Source organism: Streptomyces sp. bgisy159 (assembly GCF_057707805.1).
The window spans coordinates 58,708-78,894 of the sequence record NZ_JBYIQX010000024.1 but is presented as its reverse complement, the minus strand read 5'-3'; the positions used below and the strand labels follow the sequence as shown (position 1 = coordinate 78,894).

The following is a 20,187-nucleotide window of genomic DNA, read 5'->3' as shown; positions in this document are numbered from 1 at the left end:
GCGGCACTCCCCCGACGGACGACGGCACATCCCAGAAGGAGCCCACGACCATGCGTATCGGAGTGATCGGACTGGGCGTCATCGCGCCCTTCTTCCTGCGGGCCGTCGAGGACGACCCGGAGCTGCGGCTGACCGCCGTGTGCGACCTGGACGAGCGGAAACTGGCCGGGTTCGGCCCGGACACCGCCCTCTTCACCGACCACCGCGAACTGCTCGCCTCCGGCCTGGTGGACGGCGTGGTGGTCACCCTGCCCAACCACGCGCACGCCCCCGTGGTGGCGGACGTGCTGCGCGCCGGGGTCCACGTGTGCTGCGAGAAGCCGCTGACCGTCGCCGCGCAGGACGCGCACGCCCTGACGGCGCTGGCCGACGCCCACGGCGCGACGCTGTTCACCGCCTTCCACCGCCGCTACAACGTCCACGTCCTCGACCTGGCGGCCCGGCTGCCCGAGCGGGCGCTGATCTCGCACGTCACCGGCCACTACGACGAGAAGATCGAGGAGCACACCGGGACGGACCGCTGGTACCAGGACATCGACCGGTGCGGCGGCGGCTGCGTCATCGACAACGGACCCAACGCCCTGGACGCCCTGGAGACCGTGCTGGGCCCGCTCACCCTGAAGGACGCCACCATCGGCGACGTGCGGGCCGGCGTCGAGTTCTGCGCCGAGCTGCGGCTGGCCACCGAGGACGGCATCCCGGTGCGGGTCGACCTGGACTGGGCCCTGGAGAGCGGCGAGCGCAAGGACATCACCGTGCACCTCAAGGACGGCCGGGAGCTGCGCGCCGACATGCTCGACGGTTTCCAGGAGTTCAAGTCGTCCCTGGACCACGAGTACGCGGGCATCATGGCCGACTTCCACCGGGTCGTACGGGACGGCCGGGCCGAGCCCGACCGCGGCCCGCACATCGTCGACCTGGTCGAGGAGGCGTACGCCGTCGGCCGGACGAAGGAGGAGCGGCTGCGGATGCCGGCCAAGGACCCGGTCGGCGCGCGGCTGGTGAAGCTGCTGTTCCACCGGCGCACCGACCGCGGGATGCGGCTGTCGCCGTGGCGGTCGCGGTGCGTGCGCGCCGGTGACGTGCACGAACTGGTCACCACCACCGACCGGCCCGCCACCACCGGGGACCGCGTCGACCACGTCGGGTTCCTCGGCTTCGCGGAGTTCCCGGCGGGCACGGTGATCGAGCGGGGCGACCTGGTGACGGGGCCGGGCGGGCCGATCGGGCGGGTGGCCGGATTCGACGAGTGCCACGCGCCGAACCACTACAACATCCTCATCGACACCGACCGCGTCCTCACCGCCGAGGACCTGGACCTGCACACCGCGGACACCCTCACCTTCTCCGGAGGCACCCGATGACCGGCGCCGTACGCCGCACCCCCACCTTCCGCAAGATCGACGTCTCGCCCGAGGCCCGCGCCCTGATGCCCGGGGTGCAGGTGCTCACCCTGGAGGCGGACATCGCCCCGGGCGGCGTCGCCGCGGCCGACTCCGTGTGGGCCGAGGCGCACGCCCGGTGGACCGGCGCCAGCCGGTCGGAGGTGCGGTCGGCGCCGGCCGTGGCCGCCTACCGGGAGCTGAGCCGGCGCCTGGGCTCCCACCCCGACAAGCAGCCGCCGTCCGTGCAGGCGCTGATCGACCGGGGGCTGCGCGGCAAGCCGGCCGGGTCCTGGCCGCGGATCAACCCGGCCGTCGACGCGGTCAACGCGGTCGCGGTGCGCACCCTGGTCGCGCTCGGCCTGTTCGACCGGGACCAGCTGACCGGCGAGGTGCGGCTGCGGCTCGCCGACGGCACGGAGGAGTTCACCGCGCTCGGCGCGGACGGGCCGGTGGTGCCGGAGGCGGGGCGGCCGGTGCTCGCGGACGACGCCCGGGTGCTGTCGCTGTTCGCGCACCGGGACGGCGTCCACCAGGCGGTGACCCCCGGGACCCGCCGGGTGCTGCTGCTGGCCTGCGCGGTGCCCGGCGTCGAGGAGGACACCTGCCGGGACGCGCTGCTGGAGGCGGCCGCCCTGCTGGGCGGCCCGGTGTAGCCGGCCCGGCCGGGCGGCGGGTCACGGCCGGGCGGGGAAGTGGTACGGCACCGCCCCCGGCCAGTGGACTGCCCCGTGTTCCGGGGGTGTTGGTTGGCTGACGGTACGCCGCTGAACCGACCCTCGGACCGAAGAGGAACCGTCCACGATGACCATGACCGCCATCGCGCCCGCACCACCGCGCGCGGACACCGCACCCCTGCGGGTGACCGTGGCGCGGACCGCTCTGCCCCCGCACGCCCCGCTCGCCCTGTGCACCGAGCTGCGCCGGCTGCTCGGCGACGACCAGGTGTTCCTCTTCGAGAGCCTGGCCGGCCCCGACGAGGACTGCCGGTTCGCCGCCGTCGGCGCCGACGTCCTGGCCCGGGTCACGGTCCGGGACGGGCGGCCCGCCGTGGACGGGCGGCCCGCGCTCGCCGACCGGTTGCGGACGGCCGTGCGCGACGCCGCCGGTGACGTGCCCCGGCTGCTGCGCGCACTGGACCGGTGCTTCGCGGTGACGACGGACGTCCCCCTCGGCTCGTACGCGTTCGGGTTCCTCGCGGTCTTCGGCTACGAGGCGGCGTGGCACCTGGAGCGGCTGCCGCCCCGCGCCCCGGGCGGCGCCCCGGAGATCGCCCTCACGCTGTTCCGGTACGTCGTCCGCTACAACCTGGACACCGGCGAGGCCCGTCAGCTGTACGCGGACGCAGCCGAGTTCGGCGGGCCGGGCGCCCTCGGCGCCGACCTGACCGCTCTGGTGGACGGGCTGCCGGCCGAGGAGGCCCCGGTGCCTACGGCGCCCCGGCCCACCGCGGTGCGCGACACCGTGCGCCGGGAGGAGTTCACCGCCCGCGTCCGCCGCTGTCTGGAGCACATCGGGGCGGGCGACGTCTACCAGATCCAGATCGGCCACCGCCTCGACGTCACCACGCCGCTGCCGGCCCTGGACGCCTACCGCAGGCTGCGGCGGGCCAACCCGTCGCCGTACATGTACCTGGTGCCGTGGGCGGGCCGCACCCTGCTCGGCGCCAGCCCCGAGCTGCTGTTCCGGCTGGAGGGCCGGTCCCTGGTGATGCGGCCCATCGCGGGCACCGCGGCGCGCTCGGCGGACCCCGCCGAGGACGACCGCCGGGTGGCGGCGCTGCGGGCCGACGAGAAGGAGCGGGCCGAGCACATCATGCTCGTCGACCTGTGCCGCAACGACCTGGCCCGGGTGTCCGTGCCGGGTACCGTCGCGGTCGAGCGGATGACGGCGGTCGAGGGGTTCGCCCGGGTTCACCACCTGGTCTCCACGGTCCGCGGTGAGATGGCCGAGGGCGCCGACGTGTGGTCCGCGCTGGCGGCCACCTTCCCGGCGGGCACCATGACGGGCGCGCCGAAGGTGCGCGCCATGGAGCTGATCCTGGACATCGAGGGCCGGCCGCGCGGCGCGTACGCGGGCGCCGTCGGCCTGGTCGACGTCCGCGGCCGGGCCGCGACGCTCGCCCTGTGCATCCGCACCGCCGTGCACGACCCGGTGACGGGGACGTACGCGCTGCAGGCGTCGGCCGGCGTGGTCGCCGACTCCACGGCGGACGGCGAGTGGCGCGAGACACTGGTCAAGATGGGCGCGGTGTACACCGCCCTGACGGGCGAGGAGCTGACGGCGTGAGGGTCCTGCTCGTCGACGCGCGCGACAGCTTCGTCCACATCATCGACCACTACCTGCGCGGACGCGGAGCGGCCACCGAGCTGGTCGCCTCCCACGCGTACTCCCCCGCCGAGCTGGCCGCCCGCCGCCCGGACGCGGTGGTGCTCGGGCCCGGTCCCGGGCATCCGGCCGACTCCGGCCACGTGGAGCTGGTGCGCCGGTTCGCGGGCCGGGTGCCGCTGCTCGGGATCTGCCTCGGGCACCAGGCGATCGGGCTGGCCTACGGCGGCCGGATCGAGCGGGCGGCGCGGACCGTGCACGGCAAGACCAGCCGCCTCGCCCACGACGGCACCGGTGTCTTCGCGGGCCTGCCGGGCGGCACCGAGGTCACCCGCTACCACTCGCTGGCCGTGGCGGATCCGCCGCCGGACGCGCTGGTGGTGACCGCGCGGGCCCGGGAGGACGGCTGCGTGATGGGGCTGCGGCACCGCCGGCTGCCGGTGGAGGGCGTGCAGTTCCACCCCGAGAGCATCACGACGAGGTCGGGAGCGGCCTTCGTCGACAACTTCCTTGGAGGGATACAGCGATGGCCAGTGACATCCCCTGGGCGACCATAGCCGCGCTCAACGGCTCGGAGCGGCCGGACGGTCTCACCGCGCGGGTCCTGCGCGTGCTGGCGGCGGCGGCCGCCGAGCACGGCGTGCACCTGGACGTGATCCCGCTCGCCGAGTACCGGATCACGCCGTGCGGGCCGTGCGGCGACTGCAACGTGCGGCCCGTGCCGTGCGCGGTCGACGACGACGTCCCGGCGCTGGTGGACCGGCTGGTGCGGGCCGACGGGGTGCTGTACGCGGCGCCGGTGCACGGGTTCGGGCTGGCGGGCGCCATGCAGAACTTCATCGAGCGGGCCGGGGTGGGGCATCTGCGCTTCGAGCGCCCGCTCGCCAACAAGGTGGCCGGCGTGGTGGTCACCGGCCGCCGCTACAGCCACGACCGGGTGTACGGGCAGCTGATCGACAACGTGCTGCTCAACCGGATGATCGTGGCCGGCAGCGGCTTCCCCGCCTTCGTGCACGACCAGTTCGCGCCGGAGGAGGACCACGAGGGCATGGCCGCGGCGCGCGGCCTGATCGACCGCATGATCGACCTGCTGCGGGTGCTGCTGCTGCCGCACGGCGGCCGGGAGGACACCGCACGCCTGCTGTCGCTGCCCCGCAACGAGCGCGACGGGCTGCTCACCCTGGCGGGGTGACCAGCCCGTCGCAGGACAGGGGCGGCGCGTTCAGCGCACGGGCGGCGCCAGCGGGCCCGCCGCGTGCCGCCCGCCGATCAGCACCGACCGCAGTGCGCCGCGGTCCTGCAGCACCCGCAGGTCGGCCGCCGGGTCGCGGTCCCAGACCACCAGGTCGGCGAGGCGGCCCGGCGCCACCGTCCCGGCGTCGTGGCCGCGCCCGGCCAGCTCGGCGCCGTGGGCGCAGGCCCACTTGATGACCGTCTCGGGCGCGATGCCGGCCCGCTCGGCGTACATCACCAGCTCGTCGGCGTAGGTGCCGTGCGGCGTCCACGCGAACCCGAAGTCGTCGCCGGGCACGATCTTCAGGCCGAGGTCCTCGGCGAGCGGCAGGAAGCGCAGGGTGTTCTCGATCTCCTTCTCGAAGTCGAGGGCCTCCAGGTAGTCGGGGGCCTTGCCGAACCGTTCGCCGAGGGCGAGCAGCCGGTCCGGCTGGAACAGGCTCGGCACGACGAACACCCCGCGCTCGGCGATCTGTTCCAGCGCCGCGTCGTCGGCGTAGGTGGCGTGGTCGATGACGTCGACGCCCGCGGCGAGCGCGTTGCGGATGCCGTCCAGCCCGCGGGAGTGGGCCCGCACCCGGGCACCGCGGGCATGCGCGGTCCGCACCACCTGCGTCAGCTCCTCCCTGCTGAACAGCAGTTCCTCGGAGCGGGCGTTGGGGAAGGTGTCGTCGCCCGAGGAGAACACCTTGATGATCTCGGCGCCCTCGTCGATCTCCTCCTCGGTGTACTTCACCAGGTCGCCGAGGACGTCCACCACCGGCATCAGCTCGCGGGGCATCCGCTGCTTCAGGTCGGGGCTGCGCCGTCCGGGCGGTCCGGACACCATCAGGTCGCGGCTGCACGGGGTGACGCGCGGGCCGGGGATGACGCCGGCCTCGATGGCGTTCTTCAGCGCCATGTCGATCCCGGCGACCGAACCGGCCCCGACGAACGCGGTGTAGCCGCAGGTCAGCAGGTCGGCGGCGTGCCGTGCGGCGTGCAGGGCGACCTCCGGGACCCGGTACTTGAACAGGGTCTCGCGGCCGTTGGTGACGTTGACGTACGCGATGTGGGTGTGGCCGAGGGTCATGCCGGGCATGACGGTCGCCCCGGCGAGGTCCCAGCGGACGAAGTCGCCCTCGGCGGGCGCCTCGGCGGCCGGCAGGACGGCCTCGACGCGCTCGCCGGACAGCAGGACGGAGCGGGCCGGCCGCGAGGCGCGGCCCAGGCCCTCCTGGACGGTGACGTCGTGCAGCAGCAGTCGGCGGTCAGCGGTCACGGTGGTCGGCTCCTGAGGTGGCGTAGGCGGCGGGTCGGTCGAGCACGGCGGGCCCGAACACCATCCACACCATGGGGACGCCGGGCCGCGACGCCTGGAAGACCAGGCGGTGCGCGGCGCGGCCGGGCTCGTTGGTGACGGCGGCGTCGGCGCGGCCCTCGGCCACCAGCTGGGCGGCGTGCAGGGTGGACTCGGCGGACACCCAGGCGACCTCGTAGCCGCCCCGGCCGCCCTCGACGCCGTCGAGGAGTTCCACCAGGCGTCGGGTCTCGTGCAGGGTGGCCAGCCGCAGCACGCCTTCCGTCAGGCCGGGGGCGCGGGTGGCGATGCCGTACTGGGGGGTCGGGGTGGAGAAGGTGGCGTCCAGGCGCAGCGCCGGGGACCAGAAGAAGCGGGTGGCGCACTCGGCGGCGCCGGGCACCAGCGCGTAGCGGGGTCCGCCGCGGCTGCCGACGGCGGCGAGCAGTTCCTCGAACGAGTCGTAGGGCACCGGGTCGACGACCGGTCCGCCGAGGTGGGCGAGGCGGCGGGCGAGCCGGTCCAGGGCGACCATCGAGGTGGTGCCGTGGGGGCCGAGGGTGCCGACGCGCAGGGTGCCGGGGCGCAGCAGCGGCGAGTGCGGGATGCGGGCGGGCTCCCACAGGATGGGGAACGGCGTCAGGTCGGGGTCGGACAGGGTGGTGGCCGGGCCGGCCGGCAGGGGCTCGGTCATGCGCGGTGCCCCCGGGTTCCGGCGAGCCGGCGGGCGGCGGCGGCCTCGTGGTCGAGCGGGCCGCGCCGGTCGTGGATGCGGGCGGCCTTCCAGCTGACGAAGGCGCCGGTCGTGGTGACGGGGTCCAGCTCGGCCAGTGCCTCGACCCGGCAGCGCACCCCGAGCGCGCCGGCGACGCGGGCCGCGTGGGCGGCGTCCCGGCCGGGCGCGGAGCCGCCGGGCAGGTCGAGGCGGACGGTGAGCACGTCGTCGCCGGCCTCGTCCCGGTCGATGACGACCTGGTAGCCGTAGGCGTGGTCGACGCCGTCCAGGACGGCCTGCTCGATCTGCCAGGCCTGGAAGTGCCGGCCGCCGAGGGCGATCCGGTCGCGGGTGCGGCCGACGACCCGCACGACGGGTCCCCGGATGCCGCAGCCGCAGTCGTTGCGGCTCAGTTCGACGAGGTCGCCGGTGCGGTAGCGGATCAGCGGCTTGACGCCCTCGATCAGCATGGTGACGACGAGTTCGCCGGTGCCGTACGCGCCGAGGGACGCCCCGGTGTCCGGGTCGACGATCTCGGCGACGTAGTTGGGGCGGGCCAGGTGGAGCCGGCCGCGGGCGCAGGCGGAGGCGATGACCAGGGTCTCCTGGGCGCCGTAGAGGGCGTTGTAGGTGCGGGCGCCCCACGCCTGGTCGATCTGTCGGGCGAGGTCGGGGGTGCACATCTCGCCGGTGACGAGGAAGACCTTCACGGCGAAGTCGCGGCGCGGGTCGAGCCCTTCGGCGAGGGCGGCCTTGGCGAGGGACAGTGCCACGTTGGGGGTGCAGAAGACCACGTCCAGGGCGAGGTCCCGCATCAGCTGCAGGGCCTTGGGGAAGCCGATGACCGGGGAGTACGGCCAGATCTTGGCGACCGCCGAGCCGACGTTGCGGGCCACGTCGCCGAGGGTGTCGCCGAGCGAGTGGACCTCGGTGGGGCCCATGATGCCGACGCGCGGGGCGCGGTCGCCGAAGACGTCGGTGAAGATGTCGCGCCAGCTCTCCGTGACGTGCGCGTTGGAGGCGATGACCTCGCGGGCGTCGCGGGGGCACGGGGTGGCCGGGCCGGTGGTGCCGGTGGTCTCGTAGTAGAAGCACGCCTCGTCGAGGTCGCGGCTGAGGATGTCGTGCAGGGCCGCGCGCAGGTCGTCCTTGGTGGTGAACGGCAGCCGCCGCAGCCCGTCGAGGGTCAGCTCGCCGGGGGTCACGTCCGCGAGGTGGCGGGCGTAGAAGGGCGAGCCGTCGCGGGCCAGCGCGACGACCGTGCGCAGCTGCCGCTCGGCCCACTCCCGCCACTCGCCTTCGCCGAGCTCACCGGCGGTGTAGCGGTCGTGCAGGGTCAGATAGCGCTCGGTGAAGTCGCGGTACTTCCCGGACGTGGGCAGCCACATGGTTTCCCCCAGGTGGTTCGGCGGGTGCGGTGGACGGAAGTGCCGTGCACCAGGCGTGCCTGGGTGCGCCCGTACGCGTCCGGGAGACGGCCATCCGATACTGCGGGCCGCACCGCCGCGCCCTCAATCCGCCTTAGGTGACAGGCGGTTGTGCCCTGGGGGGAGTACCGCGCGGGAACGCGGTGGTCAGGAGGCCGCCTTGGCGGCGGTCACGAACCGTTCGATCAGGGCGGGGTCCTTCACCCCCCGGGAGCGTTCGACGCCGCTGGACACGTCCACGCCCCAGGGCCGCAGGACGGTGACCGCCTCGGCGACGTTGTCCGGGCCGAGTCCGCCGGCCAGCAGCCAGGACCCGGTGGGCGGGGTGCCGAGCGCGGCCGGGTCCCAGCGCTCGCCGGAGCCGGGCACGGGCGAGTCGACGATCAGCAGTTCCTCGCCGTAGGCGCCGGTGTCGAGGGGGGCCGGACCGCCCGGTGACGCGGCGCGGATCAGGCGGAAGCCGTCGGCGCGCAGCGCGGCGAACGCCTCCGGCGGCTCCCCGCCGTGCAGCTGGACGGTGTCGACGCCCGCCGCGGCGGCGGCCCGGCGCACCTCCTCGACCGGCTCGCCCCGGAACACGGCGACCGTGGCGACGCCCTGCGGAACCAGGGCGGCCAGGGCGCGGGCGGCGGCCGGGCCGACCTGCCGGGGGCTCGGGGTGAGGACGAACCCGACCGCGTCGGCCCCGGCGGCCACGGCGGCCGCCACGTCCTGCGGCCGGCTCAGGCCGCATACCTTGACGTACACGATGTGTTCCTCGTTCCTCCTGGTCGGTGACGAGCCCGATGCTCGCACAGGGGTGGGTGGCGGGGGTGGCGGTACCGCCGGTCAGGAGCGGGTGGCCGTGCGCGAGCACAGGAAGGCCAGGGCTCCGGCGGTGAGGCCGGCCGCCGTCACGGCGAGGGCGGCGCGGGGGCCGACGGCCGCCGCGAGGAGGCCGCCGAGCAGCCCGCCCAGCGGGATCACCGCCCAGGTGACGAACCGGAAGGTGGCGCTGACCCGGCCGATGAGCTCGGTGGGCACGGTGGCCTGGCGCAGGGTGACGGAGTGGATGTTGAAGACGGCGATGCCGAAGCCGTTGAGGACGTAGCCGGTGCCGAGCAGCGCGTACCCGAGGGTGCTGCCGGAGCCCGGCGCGAGCGGCAGCAGCAGGGTCGCGGCGGAGGCCACGGCCATGCCGACGACCATGGCGCGGCCCGTCCCGAGCCGTACGCCGAGGGTTCCCGCGGACAGGGCGCCGCCGAACGCGCCGACGCTGCCGGCCGCGATGACCAGGCCCAGCCCGGCCGGGCCGAGGCCCAGCTCGCGGAGGCCGTACAGCGGGAAGACGACCAGGACGACGTCCCAGAGCAGGTTGTACAGGGACGCGTGCAGCATGATCACGCGCAGGAGCCGGCTGCGCAGCGTCATCCGCAGCCCCGCCACGACGTCCGCCCGCACCGAGGAGCGGCCGCCGGCCGGGCGGGCGGGCCGGGCCTCGGGGGTGCGGATGCGCAGCAGCATGGCGGTGGCGAAGAGGTAGCCGAAGCAGTCCAGCAGGATCGCGAAGGGCGCGGTGAGCAGCTGGATCAGCGTGCCGCCGAGCCCCTGCCCGGCGGTCTCCGCGACCGAGCGGCTGCCCTGGAGCTTGCTGTTGCCCTCGACCAGCTGTTCCTTGCGCACCAGGGACGGCAGGTACGCCTGGTAGGCCACGTCGAACAGGGCGGTGAGCACCCCGGTGGCGAACGCGACCGCGCACAGCGCCCCGATGCCCAGGCCGCCCAGCCAGGCCAGCAGCGGCACGGCGGTGAGGATCGCGGCCCGCCCGAGGTTGGCGGTGATCAGCAGCGGGCGGCGCCGTACCCGGTCGGCCAGCACCCCGGCGAGCAGGGTGACGCACAGCACCGGCAGGTACTGGGCGCTGTTCAGCAGCCCCAGCTGGGCCGGGCCCGCGTCCAGCAGCACGATCGCGGTGACCGGCAGGGCGAGTTCGGTGACCCGGGAGCCGAGCAGCGCGACGGTCTGCCCGGCCCACAGCCGGCGGAAGTCCCGGTGGTGCCACAGTCCCCGGTGGCGCTCCGGCTCCGCCTCGGCCGCGGGTGCGTCGAGCAGCTCAGACGCGGACATCGGCGGCCTCCGGCAGGATCGGGTCGGGCGCCGTGTGCAGCGGGTGCCAGTCGAGGCGGTACGCCGCCAGCGTGCGCCGGATCGCCTCCTCGACGTCGGCCGAGCGGGCCGCGCGGTAGCGGAAGACACCGGCGGTGTGCACCGCGCCGCCGTTGCCGCTGAGCACCGCGCCGGGCGGCGGCAGCGTCTCCGCGTACATCCCGGGCACCCGGTCCACCAGCGAGGTCACCGCGTCCACGACGGCCGGCCGGACGGGCGGTTCGGGCATCATCAGGTATCCGGCGACCGGTCCGGACAGGTCCGTCGGCGCGACGCTCGGCTCCTGCCCGAGCTGGACCAGGGCGGAGGCGGCGACCAGGTCGACCCCGTACACCTCGTCCCAGACGTACCGGACCTGTCCCCCGCCGGCCCGCGCCCCGACCTCCAGGAACACCAGGTCGTCGCCGGCGGCGGGCGGGGTGCGGAACACCTCCAGGTGGAAGACGTCGTCGGTGATGCCGAGGGCGGCGCAGACCCGCTCGGCGAAGTCGGTCACCCGGCGTTCGAACTCCGGGTCGTCGTTGGCGACGGAGCTGAAGGCCGTACCCGTGGCGAAGTCCAGGCAGCTGCCGCCGCACCGCCAGGAGCGCGAGGTGAGCAGCACACCGCCCGACACCACCCCGTCCACCTGGTAGAGCACGCCGTCGACGAACTCCTCGCACTGCGCCTCGGCCAGGTCGACGGTGTCGTCGTCCTGGAGCAGGCCGTCGAGCTGCGCGGCGGAGCGCACCACGTGCACGCCCTGGCTGTCGGCGCCCGCGCGCGGCTTCAGCACGAACGGCAGGCCGTGCAGCGCGGCGAACTCCCGTACGGCGGCGGCGGTCGGCGTCTCCCGGAAGGCGGGCACCCGCAGTCCGGCCGCCGCGACCCGGCCCTTCATCACGACCTTGTCCCGCACGGCGGCGACCTCGTCGGGGCCGCGCCCCGGCACGCCGAAGCGGCGGCGGATCTCGCCCGCCAGTTCCAGGTCGAACTCGGAGAGCGCGAGGACGTGGGTGAACGGGCCGTGGCGGGCGACGAGTTCGGCGGTCAGCTCCAGGGCCTGCCGGGTGTCGCCCAGGTCGGGCAGCACCCGGATGTCCTCGGCCAGGCGCTCGTCGAGCGGCGCGCGCCCGGCCTCGGTGGTCAGGTAGGCGAAGCGGTCGGTGGTGTGGTCCAGGTAGCGGTGGTACTCCGCGAAGGAGTTGGCCCAGCGGTTGATGATCAGTACGTGACGGTTCATGGGGTCTCCGGACTCCGGATCGGTGGGGAACGGGCGGTCGCGGCGGGGCGTGTCAGCTGAACGTGACGGATGCCTCGGCGCGTTGCAGCAGCCCCGCCGTCTCCCGGTACGAGGCGCCGGACGCCAGCACGTAGCCGAGCCGGCCCGCCGAGCTGCCGGGGTCGGGCAGCGCGCTGCCCGGCGGCAGGAGCACCCCGATCTCCCGCACCCGGGGGTCGGACCGCAGCTCGGGGTCGACCCGGAACTCGCGGTAGCTGTCCAGGCCGGGCCGCAGGAAGTAGCGGATGCCGGCGCGGGTGCTGCCGCGGGGCGCGGCCGGCTCCGGGTTGGGCACGCCCAGGTAGCAGCGCAGCATGATCTCGTAGAGGTCGTGGCCGCGGGCGAGGCGCAGCAGGTCGGGGATGCGGTCGCCGGGCAGCCGGGCGGCGACCTCCATCAGCAGCGGGCCGCGCCCGGACATCCGCACCTCGGCGTGGAACGGGCCGATGCGCAGCCCGACGGCGACGAGCACCCGGGTGATGTACGACTCGATCCGGCGGGCCGGGGACGCGGTCAGCTGGGCCGGGACGATGTGCCCGACCTCGACGAAGTGCGGTTCGGCGCCGAGGAGTTTCTCGGTGATGCCGAGCACGTGCGCCCGGCCGTCCTCGACGTACCCCTCGACGCTGTACTCGGGTCCCTCCACGTACTCCTCGACCAGCACCAGGCCGGTGCCGCGCGTCCCGCCCGCCCGGCCGGAGCGGCGCGCACCGCGGAACGCCTCGCGGGCCTCCCGCGCGGAGCGGACCTTGCGTACGTCGAGGCTGCCCGACTGGTCGACGGGCTTGACCACGCACACCGGCCCCAGCTCGGCGTAGGCGGCGGCCGCGGACCGCTCGCAGGAGACGGCCCGGTGGCCGGGCTGGTCGAGGCCGGCCGCGTCGAGGGCCCGGCGCATGCGGTGCTTGTGGCGCAGGGGCGCCACGCCGTCCGGGTCGATGCCGGGCAGGCCCAGCGCCGCGGCGGCGTCGGCGGCGAGCTGCACGTAGTGCTCGAAGCCGGGCAGGATCGCGTCCAGCGGGGTATCGGCGTGCAGGGCGCGGATCCGGGCGAGGGCGGCGGCCCGGTCGGCCGTGTCGGCGCTGATCACCCGGTGGGCGCGGGCGCGGGCCTCGCGTCCGGCCTCGGTGTGGATGTGGCCGCCGCCACCGTGCGCGGCGCCGGCCGCGAGGACGAGCACGGTGTGTCCCAGCTCCCGTGCGCGCACCACGAGTTCGAGCCCGGAGGAGCGGGGCTCGACGATCAGTACGGTACTCATGCCGCCCTGCCTTCCTGAGCGGGCCCCGAGGGTTCGCCCTCCTGCGGGCCCGGGACGCCGGCGTCCGGGAAGGCGGCGGACCGGGCGGTGTCGAGCAGTTCCATGGACTCCAGGTGCTGGGCGAGCCCGCAGTGCGGTGCCGGGCCCTCGCCGCGGAAGTGGGCGTACGCCTGGGCGACGAACCGGGTCAGCGGGGCGTCCTGGACGACCTGGTGGACCGGGCGGCCGGCGATCCGGACCTGGCCGAAGTCGTCGTCGCCGGAGACCGGGTAGTCCGCCACGAGGGTGCCCTCGGTGCCCTGGATGTGCAGCCGGCGACGGCGCACCGGCGAGGACAGATCGGTGTACAGGGTGGTCAGCGCGCCCGAGTCGTGCCGCAGCCGGACCTCGGCGCCGCCCAGCCGGGGCAGCGACCCGGACGGCAGCGGCAGGTCCCAGCCGCGCGCGGCGCTCACCTCGGCCACCGGCCCGGCGAGGTGCAGGGCGAGCAGCAGCTGGTGCGGCAGTTCCACCTCGAAGGCGCTGGCGTGGCCCCGGGTCTGCAGCGAACGGCGGAACCGGGGCTTGCTCTGCTCCATGTGGTACGAGACCGGCTCACCGATCCGCCCGGCCGCCACCAGGTCCTCGGCGGCCTCGGTGACCCGGCTGGCCGGCCAGACGCTCATCGGCAGCACGACGGCACCGGTGACCTCCGCGACGTCCACCAGGTGCGCGGCCTCCTGCACGGTGGCCGCGATCGGCTTCTCCAGGATGAAGTGCCGGGCGCCGACGGACACCAGCTGCTCCAGGCAGTCCCGGTGGGCGTCCGGCGGCACCGTCACATGGAAGACGGCGTCGGCCACCCGGTGTCCGCCGGCCCACAGCGCCGTGACGGCGCTCCTGACGTCCGGCACCCACTGCCCGCCCGCCACCTCGGCGGGCCGGGGGTCGACGGCGATCACCTGCGGCTGCCCGCCGGTGACGTCCCGCAGCGCGCGGTGGTGCAGATCGCGGCCGGCGTGCCCGTATCCGATGATCACGGACGGCATTTCGCTTTTCCCGCTCATCGTCGATGTACCTCCCCTCGATTTCGTCCTGAAACGACCTTCCCAGCGACCCGGGAAAACCGGCCAGACCATTTCCCGCAGCCCGCGGCAGTCCACCTGGAACACCCGCTGCCAGGGGAAATACCTCGAAAGGAACACGGGTCTCGCCAAGGTGGCATTGGCCGGAACGCCGCGGCGCCCGGGAAACTCGCTACGGTGGATCGGCGCATTCTGATCGGCCGCGTGGATGCAATCCCTGTTTCACCCTTCTGTTTCACCTTCTGTTTCACCCCTCGATGAATCGGCCGGATTCGTCGACGCGACTGGAGAAGGAGACGATTGATGACGCTCGAAGGTCGGGTGGCTCTGGTCACCGGCGGCTCCCGGGGCATCGGGCGGGCCGTCGCGGTCCGCCTCGCGGCCGACGGCGCCGCGGTCGCCGTCAACTACCGTTCCCGCAAGGACGAGGCCGAGCGCACGGTGGAGGAGATCACCTCGCGCGGCGGGCGGGCCGTCGCCGTGCGGGCCGACGTGGCGGACGCCGACGAGGCCGCGCGGCTGGTGCGGGAGACCATGGCCGGCCTCGGCGGACTGCACATCCTGGTGAACAACGCCGGGGTGGCCCGTGACGGGCTCGTCCACGACCAGGACCCCGAGGACTGGTGGGAGGTGCTGAAGGTCAACCTCGGCGGCGTCTACCACTGCACCCGGGCGGTGGCCGGGCACTTCATGTCGCAGCGCGACGGCAACATCGTCAACATCTCCTCGGTCATGGGCGAGGGCGGCTGGATCGGGCAGTCCAACTACTCGGCCTCCAAGGGGGCCGTGAACGCGTTCACCCGGGCCGCCGCGATCGAGCTTTCCCGCTTCGAGGTGCGGGTCAACGCCGTGCTCGCCGGCTTCACCGCGACCGAACTCATCGGCGGGCTGCTGGAGAAGGACGGCGGCCGCGCCATCAAGCGCCAGCTGCCGCTGCGCGAGTTCGCGACGCCCGAGCAGGTCGCCGGCGCGGTGTCCTTCCTGGCCGGCCCGGACTCCTCCTACGTCACCGGCGAGCTGCTGCGGGTCGACGGCGGCTGGGCGGGCCAGCTGGGCACCGGCCGGCCCAAGTAGCGGGCCCGCGCGCCGGGTACGGCACGCACGACGGGCCCGGCAGCCACGACGGGCACGGCACGCAGGACGGCACCGGTCCGTGAGCGGGAGGGACATCTCCGGCTCACGGACCGTTTCGCGTGCGCCCCGCCGGACGCGCGCACGCCGGACGCCCGGCCGGGTCACCCCGGCCGGGCGGATGCGCGCCACGCACACGGGGCGTCAGCCGATACGGGCCAGCCCGCGGGCGCTCCGGCGGCCGGCGCCCCGGGACACCGCCAGCGGGTCCCAGTCGGCGCCGCGCGCCGGCAGCAGGTCCGGGTCGCCGAGCAGCGCGCCCCGGTGGACCTCGGCGAGCAGCCCGCGCCCCAGGATCTGCGCGGCGCAGGCCATCCCGCCGACGGCGGAGCCGGTGATGCCGGTGCCGTAGCGGGTGTTGGTGCCGACCATGTGCAGGCCCTCGACGGTGGTGCGGGTGTCGGGGCGGTTGCCCACCCCGCCCCACTGGGCCAGGCCGTAGGGGGTGCCGCCGGTCGCGAGGATGTAGCGCTCGTGGGTGATGGGGGTGGCCGTCTCCAGGTGCACGACGTGGTCGCGGAACGGCCCCAGCGCCTCCTCGGCCGCGCCGAGCATCGCCTCGGTCAGCTCGGCCTTGCGCCGCTGGTAGACCGTGTTGCGGCGGTAGCGCTCACCGGCCGCGGGGCCGGCGCCCACACCCCAGTACTCGTAGGAGGGCGGGCACAGCGTCATCACCTGGAAGTTGCTGTGGCCCGGCGGGCAGACGGCGGCGGTGCCCGGGTCCTTCAGCGAGGCGAACGACGCGAACAGGAAGGGCACGGGCGTGATGCTCTCCCGCGCCACCCGGTCGTAGTAGCCCTCGATGTCGTCGTCCCGGTACCACCAGAGGTTGGCGTTGGGACGCGCGGGCAGTTCGGTGTCGAGCGCGATGTAGAGCGTGGCCAGGGGGAGCGCCATCCGGGCCTGGCGGGTCCGGTTCACCACGCGGCGGCCGAAGTGCTCCTCGCCGACGAGGTCGAACACGGTCCTCGAGTAGTCGGCGTTGGACACCACCAGGGGGGCGCGCAGGACCTCGCCGTCGGTCATTCCCACGCCGGTGGCCCTGCCGTCCTTGACGAGGATGCGGGCCACCCGGCTCCTGGTCCGCAGCTCCCCGCCGTGCGCCTCCAGGGCCTCGACCAGCGCGGCGGCCAGGACCTGACCGCCGCCCTCGGGGTAGTAGGCGCCCCGCAGGTAGTGGTCGGTGACCGCCGCGTGGGTGGAGACGGCGGCCTCGCGCGGGCCGATCCCGTAGTTGGGCGACTGGGCGGCCAGTACGGTGCGGGCGCGCGGGCCGAGACCGCAGTGGTCGAAGAGGTCGGCGAGGGTACGGCGCCCCCACTCGGCGCTCACGGGCGTGCGGGCCATCAGGTCGGCCACGGACAGCTCACCGTCCGAGAGCAGCAGCCCCCGGGTCTCCTGCGCGACCGCCTCGCAGACGGCGGTGAACCGGGTGAGCCCCTCCGCCTCCCCGGGCAGCGCCTCGGTCAGCCGCCGGGTGTACGCCTCCCAGCCGACCGGCACATCCACCGTCAGGCCGGGCAGCACGATCCGGTCGAAGCCGCCCCGGTCCATCTCGCGGTAGGTCACCCGGTCACCGAGGCCCAGCCCGGAGAAGATCGCCGGCAGCACACCGTCGGGTCCGCAGTCGCCCAGATAGTGCACGCCCACATCGAACTCGTACGCTCTGCGGCGCCGGAAGACATGGCTGTTGCCGCCGGCGACGTCGTGCTGCTCCAGCACGAGGACGCGCCGGCCGCTCACGGCCAGGTACGCCGCACACACCAGCCCGCCCATGCCGCTCCCGACGACAATGGCGTCCCACTCGTCCCGCTTCAGCATGCAGGTCAACCATCCTGTTCTCGTAGTGCGGATCCCCGGACTCCCGCGGGGGCTCCCGGGGAAGTCCGAAGGGAGCTCATGGGGGCTCCGGGGGGACATGGGTGAGGCCGCGGGCGCCCGGCCGCTCCGGCGCGTCGACGACGCCACCGCATGCGGCACAGCCCGCGGGACGTGCGGGCGCCCGGCCGCCGCCGACGGCCGACCGGCGCCTTCGCCAGACCGCGGCGACGACGACTCCGCCGTCCGCTGACCCGAGCACGGCCGGCACCCGCCGGCGAGCCGGCCCCGTCCGGCGCCACCGCGACGACGCGCGGAGGCCCGCCCCGGCCGGCCGACGGCGGCGGCACCCCGACGCCCTCCGGCCCCGGCCGGGGCCGGCCGTGCGGGCTCACGTCCGTGCGGGCTCACGTCCGTGCCGGGCGCGGCCCGTCGTCGTCGGCGTGCGGGGCGCCGGTCAGGGGCGGGCGCGGACCAGGAGGGCGCCGGTGTTGCCGTCGTGGCCGATGGAGGTGACCAGGCCGACGGGGGGCGGGCCGTCCGGGCGGGGCGGGTGGGTGTGCCAGTGCGCGAGGAGCGCGGCGAGCTGGAGGGCACCGCTGGCGCTGTAGGTCTCCCCGAGCGCCTCGGTGACCCGCAGCCGCCTCGGCACCCGGCCGAGCGCCAGCCGTACCGCCCGCTCCTCCAGCCGGTCGAGGCCGACGTGGTGGGTGGCGCCCAGGGACACGACACCGACCTCGTCGGCGCTCACCCCGCTGCGCTCCAGCGCCCGCGTGATGGCGTCGGACAGTCCCTGCGCGAGGCCCTGCCGCCGCCCCGCCCGCCCGGTGGTCCCGGTCCAGCCCTGGAAGCCGACCTCGCAGGCCAGCAGGTCCGCCGGCGCCGGCTCCTCGGCCGCGGCCGAGAGGACGAACACGGCGCTGCCCTCGCCGACCGAGGCGGCCGGCCGCAGCGTCCCGGCGTGGTGCCAGGCCCAGGCCGCCGGGGCACTCAGCTCCTCGGCCCCGCCGACCAGCAGCCGGTCGGCACGCCCGGCCGCCATCGCCAGCCGGGCGTGCCGGAAGGCGTAGAGGCTGGCGCTGCGCCCGCCGGCCACCGTGGCGTTGAGGCCCTTGAGCCCGTGCCGGATGGCCATCTGCCCGGCGCTGCAGTTCATCACGCTGCCCGCGAACTTCCCCGGGTTGATGAGATACGGCTTGTCCAGGGTGAGCGTCTCGTACAGCAGGTCGGAGTATCCGGCGATGGAACCGGTGTTGGTGGCGAGCACCACGCCGGTGCGGTCCGGCCGGCCGCCGTCCGCCGCCGGCCCGGCCTCCTGGAGCGCCTGCCGGCAGGCGACCAGGCTGAGCCCGGCCAGCCGGTCGAGGTTCTTGGTGCCCTTGCGGCCCAGGTGGTCGGCGGCCCTGAAGCCGGCGACGGGCCGGACCGGCAGGGGCGGGTACGCCGCGTCCGCGTCGGTGTCGGGGACCGGCGCGGGCTCCCGGTCCAGCAGCCCGCCCAGGGCCGCCAGTCCGTAGCCCGCGCTGGAGACCACTCCGGCGCCGACGACCGCCAGGGGACGCACGGGGGCGGCCGTGGTCACGTGTACCTCCCGAGGATGGTGATGACGTTGTTGCCGCCGAAGGCGAAGCCGTGGTTCTGCACGATGGCCGGCCGCGCGTCCCGTCCCCGGCCGGGGACGCAGTCCACACCGGGCCCCAGTTCGGGGTCGGTCTCGACGAGGTTCGCGGTGGGCGGCAGGAAGCCCTGCTCCAGTGCGGTGCAGCAGGCGATGGCGCCGAAGCCGCTGGCCGCGCCCATGGTGTGGCCGAGCATCGACTTGATGGAGCTGATGGGCGGCAGCCGGTCGCCGAAGACCTGCCGGACGGCCCGCACCTCGGTGGCGTCGTTGGTCGGGGTTCCGGTGCCGTGGGCGCAGATGTAGTCGATCTGGTCCGGGGTGACGCCGGCGTTGCGGTGGGCGGTCTCGATGCAGGCCGCGATGGAGCCGGCGTCCGGGTGCACCATGTGGTCGGCGTCGCAGTTGGCGGCGTACCCCAGCACCTCGGCGTAGATCCGGGCACCGCGGGCCAGCGCGTGGTCGAGGGGCTCCAGCAGCAGCGCGGCGCCGCCCTCGCCGGTGATGATGCCGGAGCGGTTCGCGTCGAACGGCTGCGGCAGGTCGGTGGCCATGGCGCCGAGGGCGTAGAACCCGGCGTGGGTCAGCCGGTTCACCGAGTCGGCGCCGCCGGCCAGCATGAAGTCGGCCTCGCCGAAGCGCACCATGTCGTAGGCGTAGCCCAGCGCGTAGTTGCTGGCCGAGCAGGCGGTGGGAATGGTCTGGGCGTCGCCGCACAGGCCGAGTTCGGCGTTGACGGCGCCGGCGATCTGACCGGCCGGCAACTGGCCCACCAGGCGGGGCTCCAGACCCTTGAGGCCCTGGGTGACCCACTGGCCGCCCAGGCTCTGGGCGACGGCGGACTCGCCGCTGGTGGTGCCCATGATGGACCCGGACCGGCCGGCGGAGAGGGTGTCGGGGTCGATTCCGGAGTCCTCGACCGCGAGGCGGGAGGCCGCGGCGGCGAGGAGCGCGCTGCGGCCCCACCGCTCGGGGTCGAGGTGGCGCAGCACGGCGGCCGGGTCGAAGTCGTCGACCTCGGCGGCCTTGCGGCTGTGGAACGGGGTGGCGTCGAAGCTGCGGATCGGCCCGATGCCGACCCGGCCGGCCCGGACGGCATCGGCGAAGACGTCCACACCGATACCGACCGGGCTGACCGCTCCGAGCCCCGTGATGACGACTCGGCGCGGGGCGGACTCAGGCATTCGGGGCTGCGATTCCCTCGACGGCCGCCAGCAGCGCCCGCAGCGTGGTCAGGGACTCCAGCTCCTCCTTGGGCAGGACGTGGCCGAGCTCCTTCTCTATTCGGGACACGACGGTGATGAGGGTGAGGGAGTCGCTGTCGTAGTCCTCGATGAAGTGGCCGTCCTCGGTCAGCTCACCGTCCTCCAGCTCCAGCTCCTCGTTGACGATGTCGATGACTCGGAGCCGGAGGTCGGTGGCCGGTTCCATGCTCTGCACGGTCATGAGAGGTCCCTTCGTGGGTCGTTCGGTGGTCGGTCGGGCGGGTCGGTCAGTCGGTTTGTTTCGACGGCGCACGTCCGCGGCG

The 20,187-nt window shown here is 74.8% G+C and carries 18 protein-coding genes; 6 read left to right on the top strand and 12 right to left on the bottom strand.

Features of this window, described 5'->3' with window-relative positions; all coding sequences use genetic code 11:
• Positions 1-50 precede the first annotated feature (50 nt).
• The 5 genes from AC3ET3_RS22720 (at position 51) to AC3ET3_RS22700 (ending at position 4,902) form a co-directional block, all read left to right on the top strand.
• Positions 51-1,364 carry a Gfo/Idh/MocA family protein gene (locus tag AC3ET3_RS22720; protein ID WP_435612784.1) on the top strand — a complete coding sequence of 438 codons (1,314 nt, stop codon included), beginning with the start codon at positions 51-53 and terminating at the stop codon, positions 1,362-1,364.
• Entirely contained in the window at positions 1,361-2,038 is a 678-nt protein-coding gene (locus tag AC3ET3_RS22715; RefSeq protein WP_435612783.1) for a phenylalanine--tRNA ligase beta subunit-related protein, read from the top strand. The genes AC3ET3_RS22720 and AC3ET3_RS22715 overlap by 4 nt, the downstream gene beginning before the upstream one ends.
• 148 nt (positions 2,039-2,186) lie before the next feature.
• Positions 2,187-3,671, top strand: coding sequence for an anthranilate synthase component I family protein (locus AC3ET3_RS22710; RefSeq protein ID WP_435612782.1), 1,485 nt, complete (start codon positions 2,187-2,189; stop codon positions 3,669-3,671).
• Positions 3,668-4,267 carry an anthranilate synthase component II gene (locus AC3ET3_RS22705; RefSeq protein ID WP_435612781.1) on the top strand — a complete coding sequence of 200 codons (600 nt, stop codon included), beginning with the start codon at positions 3,668-3,670 and terminating at the stop codon, positions 4,265-4,267. The genes AC3ET3_RS22710 and AC3ET3_RS22705 overlap by 4 nt, the downstream gene beginning before the upstream one ends.
• Positions 4,237-4,902, top strand: coding sequence for a flavodoxin family protein (locus AC3ET3_RS22700; protein WP_435612780.1), 666 nt, complete (start codon positions 4,237-4,239; stop codon positions 4,900-4,902). Before AC3ET3_RS22705 ends, AC3ET3_RS22700 begins: the two co-directional genes overlap by 31 nt.
• A 30-nt stretch (positions 4,903-4,932) precedes the next feature.
• On the opposite strand, the gene AC3ET3_RS22695 is transcribed toward AC3ET3_RS22700, so the two are convergent.
• The 8 genes from AC3ET3_RS22695 to AC3ET3_RS22660 form a co-directional block, all read right to left on the bottom strand.
• The gene (locus AC3ET3_RS22695; RefSeq protein WP_432134827.1) at positions 4,933-6,204 is read right to left on the bottom strand and encodes an amidohydrolase family protein; all 1,272 of its coding nucleotides are present in this window, start codon (positions 6,202-6,204) and stop codon (positions 4,933-4,935) included.
• Positions 6,194-6,916, bottom strand: a complete 723-nt coding sequence (locus tag AC3ET3_RS22690; RefSeq protein WP_432134826.1) for a type 2 periplasmic-binding domain-containing protein — start codon at positions 6,914-6,916, stop codon at positions 6,194-6,196. Before AC3ET3_RS22690 ends, AC3ET3_RS22695 begins: the two co-directional genes overlap by 11 nt.
• The gene (locus AC3ET3_RS22685) at positions 6,913-8,325 is read right to left on the bottom strand and encodes a phenylacetate--CoA ligase family protein (protein ID WP_432157459.1); all 1,413 of its coding nucleotides are present in this window, start codon (positions 8,323-8,325) and stop codon (positions 6,913-6,915) included. Before AC3ET3_RS22685 ends, AC3ET3_RS22690 begins: the two co-directional genes overlap by 4 nt.
• 186 nt (positions 8,326-8,511) lie before the next feature.
• Complete coding sequence (locus tag AC3ET3_RS22680; RefSeq protein WP_432134824.1) at positions 8,512-9,111, bottom strand: phosphoribosylanthranilate isomerase; 600 nt, start codon at positions 9,109-9,111, stop codon at positions 8,512-8,514.
• A gap of 81 nt (positions 9,112-9,192) precedes the next feature.
• On the bottom strand, positions 9,193-10,470 hold the full coding sequence (locus AC3ET3_RS22675) for an MFS transporter (protein WP_435612779.1): 1,278 nt from the start codon (positions 10,468-10,470) through the stop codon (positions 9,193-9,195).
• Positions 10,457-11,731: an ATP-grasp domain-containing protein gene (locus AC3ET3_RS22670; RefSeq protein ID WP_432134822.1), complete on the bottom strand. Its 1,275-nt coding sequence runs from the start codon at positions 11,729-11,731 to the stop codon at positions 10,457-10,459. The genes AC3ET3_RS22675 and AC3ET3_RS22670 overlap by 14 nt, the downstream gene beginning before the upstream one ends.
• Before the next feature lie 52 nt (positions 11,732-11,783).
• Positions 11,784-13,028: an ATP-grasp domain-containing protein gene (locus AC3ET3_RS22665; protein ID WP_435612778.1), complete on the bottom strand. Its 1,245-nt coding sequence runs from the start codon at positions 13,026-13,028 to the stop codon at positions 11,784-11,786.
• A complete protein-coding gene (locus AC3ET3_RS22660) occupies positions 13,025-14,056 on the bottom strand; it encodes a Gfo/Idh/MocA family oxidoreductase (protein ID WP_432134820.1) in 1,032 nt (343 codons plus the stop codon). The genes AC3ET3_RS22665 and AC3ET3_RS22660 overlap by 4 nt, the downstream gene beginning before the upstream one ends.
• A gap of 339 nt (positions 14,057-14,395) precedes the next feature.
• Between AC3ET3_RS22660 and AC3ET3_RS22655 the strand changes: the two genes are divergently transcribed.
• On the top strand, positions 14,396-15,166 hold the full coding sequence (locus AC3ET3_RS22655; protein ID WP_432134819.1) for a 3-oxoacyl-ACP reductase family protein: 771 nt from the start codon (positions 14,396-14,398) through the stop codon (positions 15,164-15,166).
• Positions 15,167-15,367: 201 nt separating this feature from the next.
• Here AC3ET3_RS22655 and AC3ET3_RS22650 read toward each other — a convergent pair whose 3' ends face one another.
• The 4 genes from AC3ET3_RS22650 to AC3ET3_RS22635 all read right to left on the bottom strand — a co-directional run bounded on the left by AC3ET3_RS22650 (position 15,368) and on the right by AC3ET3_RS22635 (position 20,105).
• Positions 15,368-17,044, bottom strand: a complete 1,677-nt coding sequence (locus AC3ET3_RS22650; protein ID WP_435612777.1) for a phytoene desaturase family protein — start codon at positions 17,042-17,044, stop codon at positions 15,368-15,370.
• Positions 17,045-17,498: 454 nt separating this feature from the next.
• Positions 17,499-18,623: a beta-ketoacyl synthase N-terminal-like domain-containing protein gene (locus AC3ET3_RS22645; protein ID WP_435612776.1), complete on the bottom strand. Its 1,125-nt coding sequence runs from the start codon at positions 18,621-18,623 to the stop codon at positions 17,499-17,501.
• Entirely contained in the window at positions 18,620-19,843 is a 1,224-nt protein-coding gene (locus AC3ET3_RS22640; protein WP_432157464.1) for a beta-ketoacyl-[acyl-carrier-protein] synthase family protein, read from the bottom strand. Before AC3ET3_RS22640 ends, AC3ET3_RS22645 begins: the two co-directional genes overlap by 4 nt.
• Positions 19,836-20,105 (bottom strand): acyl carrier protein, encoded by a 270-nt coding sequence (locus AC3ET3_RS22635; protein WP_432134815.1) that lies wholly within the window; start codon positions 20,103-20,105, stop codon positions 19,836-19,838. The genes AC3ET3_RS22640 and AC3ET3_RS22635 overlap by 8 nt, the downstream gene beginning before the upstream one ends.
• Between the last annotated feature and the right edge of the window lie 82 nt (positions 20,106-20,187).